Source organism: Streptomyces sp. NBC_00490 (assembly GCF_036013645.1).
In the GTDB taxonomy this organism is placed as follows: domain Bacteria; phylum Actinomycetota; class Actinomycetes; order Streptomycetales; family Streptomycetaceae; genus Streptomyces; species Streptomyces canus_F.
Map to the genome: position 1 here is coordinate 2,449,259 of NZ_CP107869.1, position 16,683 is coordinate 2,465,941.

Below are 16,683 nucleotides of genomic sequence, written 5' to 3' on the forward strand. Positions count from 1 at the left end.
CTCCGGTCGGTTGCACCCTACTTCGCGTCGGTGCGGGTCAACTCGGGTGGGGCGGAACCCATTCGTGCGCAGGCGTCGACAACGAGCTGCTCGACCTCGTCCAGGCAGCGGTTCGCCGCGGCGGCCTTCGCCAGGGCGCGGGCCGCGGTCTGCACGGTGAGGGCGCGGGCCGCGACGTCCAGGGCGGGCCAGGGGTCGCCGTCCGCGGGGACGGCCGGGCCGCCCGCCGCGCGATAGGCGTCGAGGAAGCGGTTCCACTCGTCGGGGTGGAGGAGGCCGCAGGCGTACCAGGCGGCCGGGCGGGCGAGGTCCCAGGCGGGGACGCCCCGTCCTAGGTCGTCCACGTCGATGAGGCGCCAGGGGCCGTCGGAGGCGGGGTGGCGGACGAGCTGGCCGAGGTGGAGGTCGCCGTGGCACAGGGTGTGGGTGTCCGGCATGGGGGTCTCGGCGCGGGCCCAGGCGGGGAGGGCGGACCAGGCGGCGAGGACGGGGCGTACGAGGGGTTCGGGGGCGGCGGGTGCGGCGCGGAGGCGGGCGATGGACTGGGCCGCCTTGGCGGGGCCGCGCATGAGGGGGGTGCCGGGTGGGGCGGGGGTGCGGTGGAGGTGGGCGAGGAGGGTTGCCGCCTCCTCCCAGGGGGCCTTGTCCGGGGTGTCCGGGTCCACGGGGGTGCCGTAGGGCCAGAACGTGACCAGGCGGCCGTGCAGGGGGACCGGAGTCGGGGTGAGTGGGGGGAGGAGGACGTCGGGGAGGGTGGTCGCCGTGGTGAGGCGGGAGGTCAGTTCGGTGGGGGGTGTGTTCGGGGCGTGGGCCTTGGCGACGGTGTCGGCGTGGCGGACGACTGTGGCGTCGGGGCGGTCGGCCAGTACGCGGGTTGCTCCGCAGGGGCAGGGGGTGGTGTGGGAGTGGGCCCTGGCCTTGACTCGGGCGGTGAGCTCGGAGAGCAAGGGGGTGGTGGTCACGGGGCTCCCTGCGGTGCGTTGTCTGGTCGTGAGGGTACGGGGAGAGTGGCCGTCAGGTGCTCGGTGTTGTGGCTGGGCTCGGGCTGTTCTCGCCCCCGCCGCCCCTGCCCGTCCCATCCTCCAGGGGCGCTGCCCCTTCGACCCCGGCCCCTGGGGGCTCCGCCCCCAGACCCCCATCGGCCCTGAAGGGGCCTCGTCCTCAAACGCCGGACGGGCTGAGATTGCCTGGACCGGCGTCGAGAGACGGAGCCCTCTCCGGGTGGGTGGGGGCTCGGGACGGCAGACCCTCGGCCTCCAACACCGGACTGCTGAGATTGCCTGCGCCGACCTCGAGAGGCGCAGCCCCTCCGGGTGGGAGGGGGCTCGGGACGGCAGACCCTCGGCCTCCAACTCCGGACTGCTGACATTGCCTGCACCGACCTCGAGAGGCGCAGCCCCCTCCGGGTGGGAGGGGGCTCGGGACGGCAGACCCTCGGCCTCCAACTCCGGACTGCTGACATTGCCTGCGCCGGCCTCGAGAGGCGCAGCCCCCTCCGGGTGGGTGGGGGATCGGGACGGCAGGCTCACGTCCTCGAACACCGGACGGGCTGTAAGACACGCACCGGCGGCTCGGGACGGCAGGTCATCGTCCGCAGATGCCGGACGGGCTGAAAGACGGCAGACCCCGGCCTCGGACGGCCAAAGGTGCGGGCACAGCAATGCCGGCGCAGCTCCCCAGCTGCGCCGGCATTTTTGCCGTCCGCCGCACCCCCGTCCCCACGGGGTTTCATGGGTGGATGTCCCCGCCCGGACCGCTCTTCCGGGCCTGGGGTCGCCGCTCAGCGCCCCAGCATCACTCCCACGGACGACGCTTGTGTGGCCACTGTCTCCCAGCCGTCGAAGACGAGGAGGAGCAGGGCCGCCAGGGGAAGGGCCATGAGTGTCGCCACCAAGGGGTGGCGACGGCCCTGTCGGCGGGGGTGGAGCGCGGTGCGCTCCTTGGTGCGGATCATCGTCCGCGGTGCCGTGTGGGCCATGGTCCCTCTCCTGACCTGTCTGTGTTGTCTTTGGCAGCGGCGGGTGTCTGACCTCGGGGGACGAGTGCTGCACCCGCCGCTTGACCTCAAATCTAGGCGGGCGGCGCCCGCCGCACGTCATGCCCTCGTACCGATTGGCGGGCCTCCCGGAGGATGAGCCGTGACCTGGGGAGTACTCCCCTGGGTGGAGACGAGGGCCTAGGTCTCCGGGTCTTCCCGGAGGGGGTGACCGGTCTATCCCGCTTTCTCCGAGCCGTCCTCACGCGGCACCGGCTGCTCGACCAGCGCCAGGACCCGGGTCGCCATGAAGCGGGCCGTGCGGACGACGGAGCCGTTGCGGGTGACTTCGCTCACTTCCACCACACCTCGGCGTACCGCTGTCTCCACCCGGCGGCCCGCCCTGCTCGCCACCACCTCGTATGTGCGCGTCGTGTCCCCTGCGTCCACCACTATCTCCACGCGATCACCCTTCACGGGTTCAATCCCCCTTCGACGAGAGGTGGTTGGGATCACCGGCAGAGCGAACCCACCCCGCCCTGCCGCTCCCTGACCACCCCTCAATTCTCCCACCCAGCACTGACAATCCATCGGGACGAGAGGGCGCGGCCTCTGCGCGCGGGCGGCCGTGGAAACGTAAGCTGTGGCTCGTCACACGGACCGGGCAGCGGGGATGAACATGGCGATGATGCGCCTGAGGCGCGAGGACCCGCGCGTCGTCGGCTCGTTCAGGCTTCACAGACGGCTCGGCGCGGGCGGGATGGGCGTCGTCTATCTGGGCTCCGACAAGAAGGGGCAGCGGGTCGCGCTGAAGGTGATCCGGCCCGATCTGGCGGAGGACCAGGAGTTCCGTTCGCGGTTCGCGCGTGAGGTCTCGGCGGCCCGGCGGATTCGCGGCGGGTGCACGGCACGGCTCGTGGCCGCCGATCTCGACGCGGAACGGCCGTGGTTCGCCACGCAGTACGTGCCCGGCCCCTCCCTGCACGACAAGGTCGCCGACGAGGGCTCGCTGGGCGCGGCCGAGGTCGCCGCCATCGGGGCCGCCCTGTCGGAGGGGCTCGTCGCGGTGCATGAGGCGGGGGTCGTGCACCGGGATCTCAAGCCGTCCAACATCCTGCTGTCCCCCAAGGGGCCGCGGATCATCGACTTCGGCATCGCCTGGGCGACCGGGGCCTCCACGCTCACTCATGTGGGTACGGCCGTCGGGTCGCCCGGCTTCCTCGCGCCCGAGCAGGTGCGCGGGGCCGCCGTCACCCCGGCCACGGACGTGTTCTCGCTGGGGGCGACCCTGGCGTACGCCGCCATGGGTGACTCGCCCTTCGGGCACGGCAGTTCCGAGGTGATGCTGTACCGCGTGGTGCACGAGGAGGCGCACCTGGGCGGGGTGCCCGACGCGCTGGCCCCGCTCGTGCGGGCCTGTCTCGCCAAGGATCCGGAGGAACGGCCCAGCACGCTCCAACTGTCGCTGCGGCTCAAGGAGATCGCCTCACGGGAGGCTCAGGGGCTCGCTGACGTCCGGCCGCCCGCGCCGCGGGCCGGCGAGAGCGACCGGCCCACGGGACGGCTCGCCGAGCCGAGCTATCCGGAGCAGCAGCGCGCCCAGCGCCGTCCGCAGGGGCAGCCGCCGGGTCCCACGCAGCGCACTCCCCCGCCCCGCGGCACGTCCTCGCGCGGGCCCGCCCCGTCGCGCAACGGGTCTGCGTCCCGGAGCGGTGGGCGGCCCACGCCGGCCTCGCGGAACACGACGCGCTCCGGCAACCGTCCGGCGCCCCGCAGCGGCGCCGGCCGTCCGGGTCCCAGGACCACGGGGACGGGGCGTCGGCCCGCCAATCCCCGGCTGCTGCGCCAGCGGCTGTTCGTGTTCGTCGTGGTGACGGTGCTGGCGGCGCTCGGTATCGCCGCGGCCCAGGGATGTCAGGGTCCGGCGCGGGGGCTCGACGGCGACCGTGGTGTCGTACGCCATGAGCAGCCGCACGTGACGCCGCCCGACCGGTCGACGGACTAGCGGGTCACAGGCTCGGCAGGATCCGGTCGAAGAACTCCAGGTCCCCTTCGAAGACCGGGTCCAGGGCCGGAAACTCCTGCGGGGTGATCCAGCGGGCCTCGGCCACCTCCACGGGGTCGGGAACCACCTCGCCTTCGTCGGCGCGGGCGGTCCACCAGTGGAGGCGGTAGCGGCCGTCGTCGGTCTCGGACTCCCAGACCTTCGCGAGCGGTACGACGGTGAGGCCGACCTCCTCGCGTACCTCGCGGAGCAGCGCCTCCCGTTGGGTCTCGCCCGGTTCGACGCGGCCGCTGAGGGGTTGCCAGTAGCCGGGGCGGGAGACGGTGGGGCCGCGGCGGATGACCAGCAGTCGTTCGGCTCGGAGCAGGACCGCGACGATCGCCTCGCCCTGGGGCATCGGGCTCCTAGAGCTCGGGGCGGCCGGTGGCCACCGCGTAGAAGGCGACCGCGGCCGCCGCGCCGACGTTGAGCGAGTCGACGCCGTGGGCCATGGGGATGCGGACCCATTCGTCGGCGGCGACCAGGGCCTGGGTGGAGAGGCCGTCGCCCTCAGCGCCGAGCATCAGGGCGACCCGGTCCATCTTGTGAGGGGCGGCCTCGTCGAGGGTCTTGGCCTTCTCGTCCGGGGTGAGGGCGAGGAGGGAGAAGCCGGCCTCGCGGACGGACTCCAGGCTCTTGGGCCAGGTGTCGAGACGGGCGTAGGGGACCGAGAAGACGGCGCCCATGGAGACCTTGACGCTACGGCGGTACAGCGGGTCGGCGCAGTCCGGGGAGAGCAGGACCGCGTCCATGCCGAGCGCCGCCGCCGAACGGAAGATCGCGCCGATGTTGGTGTGGTCGTTGACCGACTCCATGACCACCACGCGGCGGGCGGTCTGGAGGAGGTCGGTCGCCGTCGGGAGCGGCTTGCGCTGCATGGAGGCGAGCGCGCCGCGGTGCACGTGATAGCCCGTGACCTGCTCGGCAAGCTCCGGGCTGACCGCGTAGACCGGGGCCGGGAGCTCGTCGATGACGTCGCGCATGACGTCGACCCACTTGGCGGACAGCAGCATCGAACGCATCTCGTACCCGGCGTCCTTGGCCCTTCTGATGACCTTCTCGCCCTCGGCGATGAACAGGCCCTCGGCGGGTTCTCGTTTGCGGCGCAGTTCGACGTCGGTCAGGCCTGTGTAGTCGCGCAGGCGCGGGTCGTCGGGATCCTCGACGGTGATGAGATCGGCCACAGGGTGATACTGCCTTGCTCTGGGTGCGGTGCCAACGGCTGGGGACGAGTTGGGTTACCCGGGGTTACTCGGTTGCCGCGGGGCCGACGTTCACGACCGCGCCGATGACGATGACGGCCGGGGGCCTGACCTCCTGCGTACGCACCGTCTCGGCGACCGTCGCGAGGGTGGCGTCCACGCGGCGCTGGGCCGCCGTCGTGCCCTCCTGGACCAGGGCCACCGGAGTGTCCGCCGGCTTGCCGTGGGCGACGAGGGTCTCGGCGATCTTCCCGATCTTGTCGACGCCCATCAGGATCACCAGCGTGCCCGTGAGCCTGGCGAGCGCGGGCCAGTCGACCAGGGAGCGCTCGTCGTCAGGGGCGACATGGCCGCTGACCACCGTGAACTCGTGTGCGACACCGCGGTGGGTGACGGGGATGCCGGCCGCGCCCGGGACCGAGATCGAGCTGGAGATGCCGGGGACGACGGTGCAGGGGATGCCGGCCTCGGCGACGGCGTGCAGCTCCTCCATGCCGCGGCCGAAGACGTAGGGGTCGCCGCCCTTCAGCCGTACGACGGACTTGCCCTGCTTGGCGTGCTCGATGAGGGCGTTGTTGATGGCCTCCTGGGCCATGAAACGGCCGTACGGGATCTTCGCCGCGTCGATCACCTCGACGTGCGGCGGGAGTTCGGCGAGGAGGTCGCGCGGGCCGAGGCGGTCGGCGATGACGACGTCGGCCTCGGCCAGGAGGCGGCGGCCGCGGACCGTGATGAGGTCCGGGTCGCCGGGGCCGCCGCCGACGAGGGCGACGCCGGAGGTGCGGGTGCGGTGGTGGGGCGCCACCAGGGTTCCGTCGCGCAGGCCCTCCACCACCGCGTCGCGGATGGCGGCGGTGTGGCGGGGGTCGCGGCCCTTGGCGTTCGTGGTGAGGACGGCGACCGTGACGCCCTCGCTGTGGCCGGTGGCCGGGGTCCAGGCCGTCGCCTGGTCCGCGTCGTCCGAGCGGACGCACCAGACGCGGTGCCGCTCCGCTTCGGCGGAGGCCGCGGTGTTGGCCTCGGGGTCGCTGGTGGCGATGAGGGCGTACCAGGCGTCGGCGAGGTCGCCTTCGGTGTACGGCCGCTTCGCCCAGGTGATCTCACCCGCGTCCGCCATCGCCTCGACCGAGGGGGTCGCTCCGGGGGATACGAGGAGAATGTCCGCGCCCGCTGCGATCAGTGCCGGGAGGCGGCGCTGGGCGACCTGGCCGCCGCCGAGGACGACGACCTTGCGGCCGGTGAGGCGGAGGCCTACGGGGTAGGCGGGGTTTTCGGCCATGAGGGTGCGGCTCCTCGTACGGGCGATGCGATGGGCGCTACGGCTCTGGAGCTGCCCTGACGTGCGGATTTTAAGCTGCGGATTCAGCGTACGGCGGGGGTGGGGGGCCCGCAGGAACGCCTGCCCCGACCACCCCCGGATCCGGCCTACTTCTCGGTGACCCCCGCCGAGTCGAAGGTCGCGACCTCGTGCATCGCGCGCGCGGTGCTCTGCACCAGGGGCAGGGCCAGCAGGGCGCCCGTGCCCTCGCCCAGGCGGAGGTCGAGGTCGACCAGGGGGCGCAGGCCGAGCTTGTTCAGGGCGGCCACGTGCCCCGGCTCCGCGCTGCGGTGGCCCGCGATGCAGGCCGCGAGGACCTCGGGGGCGATGGCACGCGCGACCAGGGCGGCGGCGCCGGCGCTGACGCCGTCCAGGATCACCGGGGTGCGCAGGGACGCGCCGCCCAGCAGGAGGCCGACCATCGCCGCGTGCTCGAAGCCGCCGATCGCGGCGAGTACGCCGATGGGGTCGGCCGGGTCCGGCTGGTGGACCTCGAGGGCGCGGCGGACGACCTCGGTCTTGCGGGCGAGGGTCTCGTCGTTGATGCCGGTGCCGCGGCCGGTCACCTCGGCCGGGTCGGTGTCCGTGAAGACCGAGATCAGCGCGGCGGACGCGGTGGTGTTCGCGATGCCCATCTCGCCGGTGAGCAGCGCCTTGTTGCCGGCCGCCACCAGGTCGCGGGCGGTCTCGATGCCGACCTCGATGGCCTGCTTGGCCTCCTCGCGGGTCATCGCGGGACCGGTGGTCATGTCGGAGGTGCCCGCGCGGACCTTGCGGGGCAGCAGGCCGGGGGTGGCGGGCAGGTCGGCCGCCACACCGACGTCCACCACGCACACCTCGGCGCCGACCTGGGCGGCGAAGGCGTTGCAGACCGCGCCGCCGCCGAGGAAGTTGGCGACCATCTGGGCCGTCACCTCCTGCGGCCAGGGGGTGACGCCCTGGGCGTGGACGCCGTGGTCACCGGCGAAGATCGCGACCGCTGCGGGCTCCGGGATCGGCGGCGGGCACTGCCGGGACAGGCCCGACAGCTGCGCGGAGATGATCTCCAGCATGCCGAGCGAGCCCGGCGGCTTGGTCATGCGCTTCTGTCGCTCCCAGGCCTCGCCGAGCGCCTTGGCGTCCAGCGGGCGGATCTGGGAGACGGTCTCGGCGAGCAGGTCGTGCGGCTCCTCGCCGGGCAGCGCGCGACGGCCGTACGTCTCCTCGTGGACGACCCATGACAGCGGGCGCCGCTTGGACCAGCCGGCCTGGAGCAGCTCGGGCTCGTCCGGGAACTCGTCGACATAGCCGACGCAGAGGTAGGCGACGACCTCCAGGTGCTCGGGCAGGCCGAGCGAACGGACCATCTCGCGCTCGTCGAAGAAGCTGACCCACCCGACGCCGAGGCCCTCGGCGCGGGCGGCGAGCCAGAGGTTCTCCACGGCGAGAGCGGAGGAGTACGGGGCCATCTGCGGCTGGGTGTGCCGGCCCAGGGTGTGACGCCCGCCGCGCGTGGGGTCCGCGGTGACGACGATGTTCACCGGGGTGTCGAGGATGGCCTCGATCTTCAGTTCCTTGAACTGCTTGGCCCGGCCCTTGGGGAGGGACTTGGCGTACGCGTCGCGCTGGCGCATGGCCAGTTCGTGCATGGTGCGGCGCGTCTCGGCCGAGCGGATGACGACGAAGTCCCACGGCTGGGAGTGGCCCACGGACGGTGCGGTGTGGGCCGCTTCCAGGACGCGGAGCAGGACCTCGTGCGGGATGGGGTCGCTGCGGAAGCCGTTGCGGATGTCACGGCGCTCGCGCATGACCTTGAGGACGGCCTCGCGCTCGGCGTCGTCGTAGGCGGGCGCGGCCGGGCCGGTGGACTGACGTACTTCTTCCACGGGGGCCGTGCTCTCTTCCTGCTCCGCGCCCCGGGTGTCCAGGTCGTCGGCGTGCTGTACGAGTTCGGGGTCGCCCTCACGGGGAGCGGGGACGGCGGTGTGGTCCTCCGGCGGGAGGACGAGGGCCTGGGGCGGGGTCGGGGCGAGGTGCGGGGTCGTCGGCACCGAGCCCTCGACCGGGACGAACTGGCCCACGGGCTGCGAAGCCTCCGCGATCGGCTGGTGCTGGTCCACGAACAGGACCTGGGGGCCCGCGGGTTCGGCGACGAGCGACGGGGCGGGGGCGGCCTGGAGGTCTTCGGCGGGTGCCTCTTCCGGGGCGGTCACCGGCTGAGGTGCCTCCGGGGCCGGCACGGGGCCGGGGGCGTCGGCGAACTGCGTGACGGCGTCGACGGGGGCGGGCTGCTCGGTCTGCTCCTGCGTGACGTCCGCGGGGGTGGGGGTGTCCTCCGGCTGTGCGAACTGTTCCGCCGCCGCGGCGAGCGGCTCCGGCTGTGCGACGGCCTCCGGGTCCACGGGGCGCGGCAGGTGCTCCCCGTCGGTGGCCTCGGGGGACGGCACAGGAGCGGGGGTCTGCACGGCAGGGAGTTCGGGGGCCGGCGGGGCCACGGCTTCGGCGGGCTCGGGAGCGGGCGCCGGAACGATGGCTTCGGGGGCCGGCACGGGCTCGGGGGCCGGTACGGGCTCCGGTTCGGCGGGCTCGGCGACGACAGGGATGGGCACTGCGGTCTGGTCGGCCTCGGGGCCGGGGGCCTCCGGGACCGGCACGGCCTGCAGTTCGGCGGGCTCGGCGACCTCGGCCACGACCACGGCGGGCTCGGCGACCTGAGCGAACTCCGGACCGGGTGCTTCCGGTTCCGGTACGGCCTGGGGCTCGGCGGGTTCGGGCGCGAGCGGCGCCTCGGGGGTCTGCGCAAGGTCCGGCAGGGGCACGGAAGTCGGGGTCTGATCGGCGTCGGGCACCGCGGCGGGAGCCGGGACCTGCGCGAAGTCCGCCACCTGCACGGCGTCCGGCACGGGAGCGGCCTGCGGTGCCTCGACGGCACCCGGCACCTGTCCGGCACCGGCCGGGTCCTCGGCAACAACGCCCTGAGCAGCGTCCACGGCATCCACGGCATCCGGGACCGGCACGGCCTCCGGAGCCGGAGCGACACCGGCGTACTGTCCGGCCTCACCGGCGAACTCGGGACCATCGGTCTGCCCGGCCGCGGGAGCTTCCCCGCCCTCCGGAGCGAACACCACGGCGGGGCCCTCGGCGGCCTCCGACGTGATTCCGTCCGGCGTGTGTGCGGCGACCGGGACGCCGTTCGCCTCGGGCGCGTTCGCGGCCGCGGCCTCCGGGAACGCCACGGGACCCGGCACGTTCACATCGCCGTGAACAGTCTCGGCCCCCGGCGCGTAAGAATCTCCGGTGACATCCTCAGCACCCGGGAACCCGTCGGCGCCCGGAACCCCGGCCACGGGAAGCCCCTCGGAACCGGGGACGCCCCCGGCTTCCGGCACATGCTCGGCGACGACGGGCTCGCCGTACGCCTCCCCGGCGGCCGGCACCGCGTCGGCGCCCGCCATGTCCTGCTCGGCGTACGCGTCCTCCTGGGGCTGCGGTACGCCGGTGGCCTCGACCGCCTCCGTCGCGAGACGGGACACCGCGGCCTGGGCCGCGCCCGCCGGTTCGGTGTCCTGTTCCGGTACCGGGACAACCGTTTCGGCAGCCGGGCTCATGGTGCCCATGGGAGCGGGGGCGCCCCAAGGGGCCGCGCCCTGCGGGGACATCTCACGCAGCGGCTGCGGGGCATCGAGGTACTCGGGGCCCGCGGTGGGCGGGCCCGACTGGCGGACCGGCGCACCCGCGGGGCCGCGGTCGGCGAGGGAGCGGACCGGGCTGGCGGAGGCGTCGGGGATGGGCGGGCCGAGGTGCAGGGGCCGGCGCGGGGTGATCGGCGGGATCGGCAGCGACGGGGCCGCCGGGCCGGGCGCGCGGACCGCACTGAGGTCGTGCGCGCCGCTGTCGCGGCCGGACATCTCGTGCGGGCCCGGAGCGTGGACCGTCTCGACGACCGGCTCGGGCGCGGGTGGGGCGACCTCGTTGCCCCATGCGCCCTGGGCGCCCGGCAGCAGCAACAGGTCTTCGTCCTCGGCGGTGGTCTCGGAGAGGTAGGTGTACGCACCGTGCGCGGGAACGCCCGGCTGTTCCACCATGCCTGCGTTCTCCGGCAGTCCCTCGCCCGGGACCTGGCCGGTGTCGGTCATGCGTACCCCTCGCCCATCGGTTAGTGCTTCTACGACCAGCTCACCGGGGACGGCGCACCGACCGCCCCCGCAGTGAAGAACGAGCGTGCGTGCCCAGCGGCACGAACGGCCCGTCGAGAAAGACGACAAAGCCATTAACTGGCATTGTCGCGGCCGTTCCCCCGTCGCGACAGCTTGATCCGCGACAGCTCGCTGTGGACTGCGCCACGTTGCGCGTCCTCCGGTTGTGCCGTACCACACCCACCCCAAAACGGGCGCGTTTTCCGGACATTGACGAACGAAAGGCCGGTCCACCGAAGCGGTACAACAGTCGGCCAGCCTACCGCGCGCAGTACGACAACAGGATCACGGGACCAACAAATGGGGTCACATCGCGCGGTCCGGCAGAACCCCGCTGAGCAGGAACGCTACGCTCCGCTCCTTCTCCGTCCAGGCCCGTGTGTCGAGTTCGACGGACTGGATCAGGGCGCACTCGACGCGGTAGCCGTGTTCGGTCAGGTCCCGGCCGACGAGTTCGGCCTCGTCGCGCGTCATGGCGTGGGCGACGATGCCCTGCGGGCGGCGGTCGGCGACCGCGGAGACCACGGCCGCTCCCCCGCCGCCGACACGGACGACGTCCGGCTCGGGGAGGTTCTCCAGCACGTGCGGGGCCCTGCCCCGGATGATCTGGAGCTGGACGCCGAAGCGGCGGGCGGCGGCGTCGGTGCGGCCGCAGGCGATGAGGTCCCGGTCGACGGCGATGACGGCGGCGCCGGCCCGGGCGGCCTCGACCGCGAAGGCGCCGCCGCCGCAGCCGATGTCCCACACCAGGTCGCCGACCCGGGGTCCGAGGCGGGCGAGTTGGGCCGCGCGCAGCAGATCCGTCTCACCCTCGCCGAGCGGACCGTCGTACGCCTCGGCGGGCAGTGCCCAGCCACGGGGCCCGGCGGCCGGCTCGCGGCCCGAGATCCAGCCGCCGCCCTCCCCGGCGGTCACCGGGCCGCCGATCACGATGACGACGTTCGGGTCCCGCCAGCTGTGGTCGGCGGCCTTGTCGGAGGTGAGGATCGTGACCTGTTCCCGCTCGGTGCCGAGTTCCTCGCAGATGACGAAGGTGCGGTGGACGCCCTCCATCAGCAGGCCGAGTTCGGCGGGCCCCGCGCCGGGTGAGGTGAGGACGGCGACCTTGGTGTGGGCGCGGCATACGTTCACCGCGCGTCGCAGGGTGCGCCGGTGTGCGACGACCACCTGTGCGTCGTCCCAGGGCATGCCGGCGCGGGCGAAGGCGGCGGCGACCGAGGAGACGGCGGGGACGACCTCGACCTCCAGGCCGAACTCGGGTGCGCGCAGGGTTCGTACGACTCCGAAGAACCCGGGATCCCCGTCGGCGAACACGACCGCCGTGCCGCGATGGCCCGCGATCCGGCGGGCGGCCAGGTCGACGCTGCCGAGTCGGACGCGTTCGGCGGCGGGGGGCACCTCGGGCAGTGCCAGGTGGTGGGGGGCGCCCGCCACCAGCGTGGCGGCACCGAGGGCGGAGCGTGCCGCGGCGGTCAGCGGCGAGCCGTCCCAGCCGATCACCGTGACCCGGTCGGCCATCGTTGTCAGTCTCCAGAGGGTTTGCGCAGGTCGTCAGGGGCGGGCACCGTGAGGGTACCTGGTCGACCCGGCGAACGCGGCAGCGGTCCCGTTGCCTCCCCTGGTTCAGTTCCAGTCGCCGTACGAGGTGAAACCGTCGGAATCGGTCAGCTGCTCTCCCGAGCCCTCGATGTCCTCCGGCAGCAGGCTCCAGACGATGAAGTCGGTGCGGACATCGGTCCAGGTGTCGTCCTCGGTCCGCACTCGCGCGATGCAGGCGTTGCGCAGCACGCCCTCGCTGATGCAGCCGATCTTCTGGGCGACCTGCTGTGAGGCGGTGTTGTCGGCCGCCGTGCGCAGCTCTATGCGCTCGAACTTCTGGTCCGTGAACAGCCATTGGGCGGTGGCGAGCGCCGCCTCGGAGGCGTAGCCCTCGCCGCGGGCCCAGGGGGCGATGATGTACGACAGTTCGGTGGCGCGGATGTACCAGTTCGTCTTGGTGAGTTGGACGATGCCGACCAGGCGCTGGGTGAGGAACTCCGTGACCGCGAGGTCGAGTCCGCGGCCCGCCTCGCGTTCGGTGGGCGCGTGATCGGTGATCCAGGTGCGGGCGCCCTCCTCGGTGAAGGGCTGGGGGACGTGGGTCCAGGCGGCGACCTGCTCGTCGTTCATCATCTCGGCCAGCGCCGACACATCGTCCTCGTCGAGGGGACGCAGCACCAACCGCTCCGTGCTGATGGAGATGTTGGGGAAGGTGCTAGTCATCGCCGCTCCGTAACCTTCGGAAAACCTGCAAGTCCTGCTGAGCTCCTGCTGAACTGCCCAGCATGCAGCATGGAGGCACCGAACCGCACTGCAGGGTCCACTCGGGGTGAGCGAGTGGACCCTGTGCGTGGCGATACGCCGTATACGCGAGGTCAGCCGGAAGTGACCGGGAGGACCGAACCCTTGTACTTGTCCTCGATGAACTTCTTCACGTCGGACGAGACGAGGAGCTTCGCGAGCTTCTCGACCCGGGGGTCGTCCTCGTCGCCCTTTTTGACGGCCAGGAGGTTGGCGTAGGGGTTGTCCTTCGCCGACTCCAGGAGGATCGCGTCCTCGGTGGGGCTGAGACCCGCGTCCTGGGCGTAGTTGTTGTTGATGACCGCCGCGTCCACGTCGTCGAGCGAGCGTGGCAGCTGGGCGGGTTCCAGTTCCTTGAACGTCAGGTGCCTGGGGTTTGCCGTGATGTCCGCGGGGGATGCGTTCGCCCCCGCACCGTCCTCGAGGGTGATGAGGCCCTCGGCGGCGAGGAGCTTGAGGGCGCGGCCCTCGTTGGTGGTCTCGTTGGGCACGGCGACCGTGGCTCCGTCAGCGAGCTCGGAGATGTCCCCGATCTTCTTCGCGTACACGCCCATGGGCGGCAGGTACGCCTTGACCACCGGGACCAGGTTCGTGCCCTTGGACTTGTTGAACTCGTCCAGGAACGGCTGGTTCTGGTACAGGTTCGCGTCGAGGGTGCCCTCCTGGAGTGCGGTGTTCGGCAGGACGTAGTCCGTGAACTCCTTGATCTCCAGGTTCAGGCCGGCCTTCTCGGCGAGGTTGTCCTTGATGTACGTCAGGACCTCACCGGCCGGGACGGCGGTGGCGCCGACGACCAGGGCGTCCTCACCACCACCGCTCCCGCCGGAGTCGGAGCCCGAGCCGCAGGCGGTGAGGCCGAGGGCCAGGGCCAGGGCGGCCGCAGGTATGACGAGCTTGCGCATGTGGATCGGCTCCCCTGTGGATCAGTGCGCTCAGAACGAGGCGATGACGGAGCCCTCGTACTTGTCCTCGATGAACTTCTTGACCTCGGCGGAGGTGAGGAGTTCGGCGAGCTTCTTCACGCGCGGGTCGTCCTCGTCGCCCTCCTTGACCGCGAGGAAGTTGCCGTACGGGTTGTCCTTGGCGGACTCCAGGACGAGGGCGTCCTTCGCGGGCGAGAGGTCGGCCTCGATGGCGTAGTTGCCGTTGACGACCGCGGCGTCGACGTCGTCCAGGGAGCGCGGGGTCTGGGCCGCCTCCAGCTCCTTGAACTCGAGCTTCTTGGGGTTCTTGGCGATGTCGGCCGGGGTCGCGTCGTTGCCCACGCCGTCCTTGAGGGTGATGATCCCGTTGGCGTCGAGCAGCTTGAGGGCACGGGCCTCGTTGACATTGTCGTTCGGGACGGCGATCGTCGCACCGCTCTTGAGGGCGTCGGCGCTCTTCACCTTGTTCGAGTAGAGGCCGAGCGGCTCCAGGTGAACCGTCACGACGGGCACGATGTGGGTGCCGTTCTTCTTGTTGAAGTCGTCGAGGTACGGCTGGTTCTGGAAGTAGTTGGCGCCCACCGAACCGTCTTCGGTCGCCGTGTTCGGCGTGACGTAGTCCGTGAACTCCTTGACCTCCAGGTCGAGGCCCGCCTTCTTCGCCAGGTTGTCCTTCACGTAGTTCAGGATCTCGGCGTGCGGAACGGGGCTCGCGGCGACGACCAGCGGGCCGCTGGTGTCGGAGGAGGCGGCGGACGAGGAGTCCTCCGAGCCGCAGGCGGTGAGCCCGAAGGTGAGGGCCCCGGCGGCGAGAACGGCGGTGGTGAGCTTTACGGTGTTACGCACGAAAAGTGCCTTTCCTTTTGGGCGGAGCTGTCCCGTGAAGGGGTGCACGGGAGATCTGGAGGGTGGTCTGCGGGAGGCTCAGGCGGTGTTGGTCTCGGCCGTCGAGGCCTTCAGCAGCCGTAGCTTCGGCGCCGCACCGCCACGTCCACCGCGGCGGTGCAGCGAGCGGGCGGCGTAGTCGCCGGCGAACTGGATCAGCGAGATGACGACCGCGAGGATCGCGACCGTGATCCACATGAGTTCGGTCTCGAAGCGCTGGTAGCCGTAGCGGATGGCGATGTCGCCGAGGCCGCCGGCGCCGACGGTGCCGGCCATCGCGGAGTAGCCGATGAGGGCGACGATCGTGGTGGTGGTGCTGGCGATCAGCGAGGGCAGCGACTCCGGTACGAGGACCTTGCGGACGATCGTCCAGGTGCTGCCGCCCATCGACTGCACGGCCTCCACGAGTCCGCCGTCCACTTCGCGGACCGCCGTCTCGACCAGGCGCGCGAAGAACGGGATGGCGCCGATGGCGAGCGGGACGATCGCGGCCTCGCGGCCGATGGTCGTGCCGGTGATGGAACGGGTGAAGCCCATCAGCGCGACCATCAGGATGATGAACGGCATCGAGCGGGCGACGTTCACGACCTGCCCGATGACCTTCTGCGCGACGACGTTCTGGAGCAGTCCGCCGCGGTCGGTGAGGACGAGGAGGATGCCGAGCGGGAGGCCGCCGACGACGGCGATGACGGTGGACCAGCCGACCATGTAGAGGGTGTCCCAACACGCCTGCTCCAGCAGGGGCTGCATCTCGGACCAGGTCACTTCGCACCTTCCTTCACCAGCACGGAGACGGGCTCCTGGCCCACGACGTCGATCTGAAGGCCCTGTTCGCGCAGGAAGCCGATCGGCACGACGTTGTCCTCGTAGCGGCCGGGCAGTTCGATGCGCATCCGGCCGACCTGGAGACCGCCGACGGTGTCAATGGCGGCGCCGAGGATCGAGATGTCGATGTTGTACGTGCGCGAGAGCTGGGAGATGACCGGCTGGGTCGCGGCCTCGCCGTGGAAGGTGACGTCGATGACGGTGCGGTCGTCGCCGGTGGCCTCGCCGCCGACCGGGAAGAGCGCGGTGGCGAGTTCGGAGCCGGGGGTGGCGAGGAGTTCGCTGACGGTGCCGGATTCGACGATGCGGCCGTTCTCCATGAGGGCGGCGGAGTCGCAGATCGACTTCACCACGTCCATCTCGTGGGTGATGAGCAGGACGGTCAGGCCCAGCTGCCGGTTCAGGTCGCGCAGCAGCTGGAGGATCGAGCGGGTGGTCTCCGGGTCGAGGGCGCTGGTGGCCTCGTCGGAGAGGAGGACCTTGGGGTCGCCGGCCAGGGCTCGGGCGATGCCGACGCGCTGCTTCTGTCCGCCGGAGAGCTGGGCGGGGTAGGCCTTGGCCTTGTCGGAGAGTCCGACGAGGTCGAGGAGTTCGAGCGCCTTGCGGGAGCGGTCCTTGCCGGACGTGCCGAGGATCTCCAGCGGCAGCTCGACGTTGTCCTGGACGGTCCGGGAGGACAGCAGGTTGAAGTGCTGGAAGACCATGCCGATACGGCTGCGGGCGCGGCGCAGTTCGCGGCCGGCCCGCGGACCGCGGCCCGCGAGGGCGGTGAGGTCCTGGCCGGCGACGGTGACCGTGCCGGCGGTGGGCTTCTCCAGCAGGTTGACGCAGCGGATGAGCGAGGACTTGCCAGCGCCGGACTGGCCGATGACGCCGTAGACCTCGCCTTCGCGGACGTGGAGATCGACGCCGTCCAAGGCGGTGACCTCACGGCCGCGGGAGCGGTAGACCTTGGTCAGGCCCGAGGTGGTGATCACGTGGGTTTCCGTCACTGTC

General features: G+C 72.1%; 14 protein-coding genes. 1 reads left to right on the forward strand and 13 read right to left on the reverse strand.

Annotated elements, in window-relative coordinates:
- Window positions 1-17: 17 nt before the first annotated feature.
- The 3 genes from OG381_RS11070 to OG381_RS11080 form a co-directional block, all read right to left on the reverse strand.
- A complete protein-coding gene (locus OG381_RS11070) occupies window positions 18-962 on the reverse strand; it encodes a phosphotransferase family protein (protein WP_327715940.1) in 945 nt (314 codons plus the stop codon).
- Window positions 963-1,780: 818 nt separating this feature from the next.
- Window positions 1,781-1,978, reverse strand: a complete 198-nt coding sequence (locus tag OG381_RS11075) for a hypothetical protein (protein WP_046261531.1) — start codon at window positions 1,976-1,978, stop codon at window positions 1,781-1,783.
- A gap of 234 nt (window positions 1,979-2,212) precedes the next feature.
- Window positions 2,213-2,452 (reverse strand): hypothetical protein, encoded by a 240-nt coding sequence (locus tag OG381_RS11080; protein ID WP_266894923.1) that lies wholly within the window; start codon window positions 2,450-2,452, stop codon window positions 2,213-2,215.
- Window positions 2,453-2,648: 196 nt separating this feature from the next.
- Here OG381_RS11080 and OG381_RS11085 point away from each other — a divergent pair, with 196 nt between their 5' ends.
- Window positions 2,649-3,980 carry a serine/threonine-protein kinase gene (locus OG381_RS11085; RefSeq protein ID WP_327722438.1) on the forward strand — a complete coding sequence of 444 codons (1,332 nt, stop codon included), beginning with the start codon at window positions 2,649-2,651 and terminating at the stop codon, window positions 3,978-3,980.
- Between the two features lie 4 nt (window positions 3,981-3,984).
- Here OG381_RS11085 and OG381_RS11090 read toward each other — a convergent pair whose 3' ends face one another.
- The 10 genes from OG381_RS11090 to OG381_RS11135 all read right to left on the reverse strand — a co-directional run bounded on the left by OG381_RS11090 (window position 3,985) and on the right by OG381_RS11135 (window position 16,664).
- Complete coding sequence (locus tag OG381_RS11090; protein WP_327715941.1) at window positions 3,985-4,377, reverse strand: NUDIX domain-containing protein; 393 nt, start codon at window positions 4,375-4,377, stop codon at window positions 3,985-3,987.
- A gap of 7 nt (window positions 4,378-4,384) precedes the next feature.
- Window positions 4,385-5,203: a TrmH family RNA methyltransferase gene (locus tag OG381_RS11095; protein ID WP_267017961.1), complete on the reverse strand. Its 819-nt coding sequence runs from the start codon at window positions 5,201-5,203 to the stop codon at window positions 4,385-4,387.
- A gap of 64 nt (window positions 5,204-5,267) precedes the next feature.
- Window positions 5,268-6,500, reverse strand: a complete 1,233-nt coding sequence (cobA, locus tag OG381_RS11100; RefSeq protein ID WP_327715942.1) for a uroporphyrinogen-III C-methyltransferase — start codon at window positions 6,498-6,500, stop codon at window positions 5,268-5,270.
- Window positions 6,501-6,646: 146 nt separating this feature from the next.
- Window positions 6,647-10,654 carry a nicotinate-nucleotide--dimethylbenzimidazole phosphoribosyltransferase gene (cobT, locus tag OG381_RS11105; RefSeq protein WP_327715943.1) on the reverse strand — a complete coding sequence of 1,336 codons (4,008 nt, stop codon included), beginning with the start codon at window positions 10,652-10,654 and terminating at the stop codon, window positions 6,647-6,649.
- A 366-nt stretch (window positions 10,655-11,020) separates the two neighbouring features.
- Entirely contained in the window at window positions 11,021-12,232 is a 1,212-nt protein-coding gene (gene cbiE / locus OG381_RS11110) for a precorrin-6y C5,15-methyltransferase (decarboxylating) subunit CbiE (RefSeq protein WP_327715944.1), read from the reverse strand.
- A 105-nt stretch (window positions 12,233-12,337) separates the two neighbouring features.
- Complete coding sequence (locus OG381_RS11115) at window positions 12,338-12,976, reverse strand: GNAT family N-acetyltransferase (RefSeq protein ID WP_327715945.1); 639 nt, start codon at window positions 12,974-12,976, stop codon at window positions 12,338-12,340.
- 152 nt (window positions 12,977-13,128) lie between these two features.
- Window positions 13,129-13,956 (reverse strand): MetQ/NlpA family ABC transporter substrate-binding protein, encoded by an 828-nt coding sequence (locus OG381_RS11120; RefSeq protein ID WP_327715946.1) that lies wholly within the window; start codon window positions 13,954-13,956, stop codon window positions 13,129-13,131.
- A 30-nt stretch (window positions 13,957-13,986) separates the two neighbouring features.
- Window positions 13,987-14,823 (reverse strand): MetQ/NlpA family ABC transporter substrate-binding protein, encoded by an 837-nt coding sequence (locus tag OG381_RS11125; protein ID WP_327715947.1) that lies wholly within the window; start codon window positions 14,821-14,823, stop codon window positions 13,987-13,989.
- A 78-nt stretch (window positions 14,824-14,901) separates the two neighbouring features.
- On the reverse strand, window positions 14,902-15,627 hold the full coding sequence (locus tag OG381_RS11130; RefSeq protein WP_327715948.1) for a methionine ABC transporter permease: 726 nt from the start codon (window positions 15,625-15,627) through the stop codon (window positions 14,902-14,904).
- Complete coding sequence (locus OG381_RS11135; RefSeq protein ID WP_327715949.1) at window positions 15,624-16,664, reverse strand: methionine ABC transporter ATP-binding protein; 1,041 nt, start codon at window positions 16,662-16,664, stop codon at window positions 15,624-15,626. Before OG381_RS11135 ends, OG381_RS11130 begins: the two co-directional genes overlap by 4 nt.
- Window positions 16,665-16,683 lie beyond the last annotated feature (19 nt).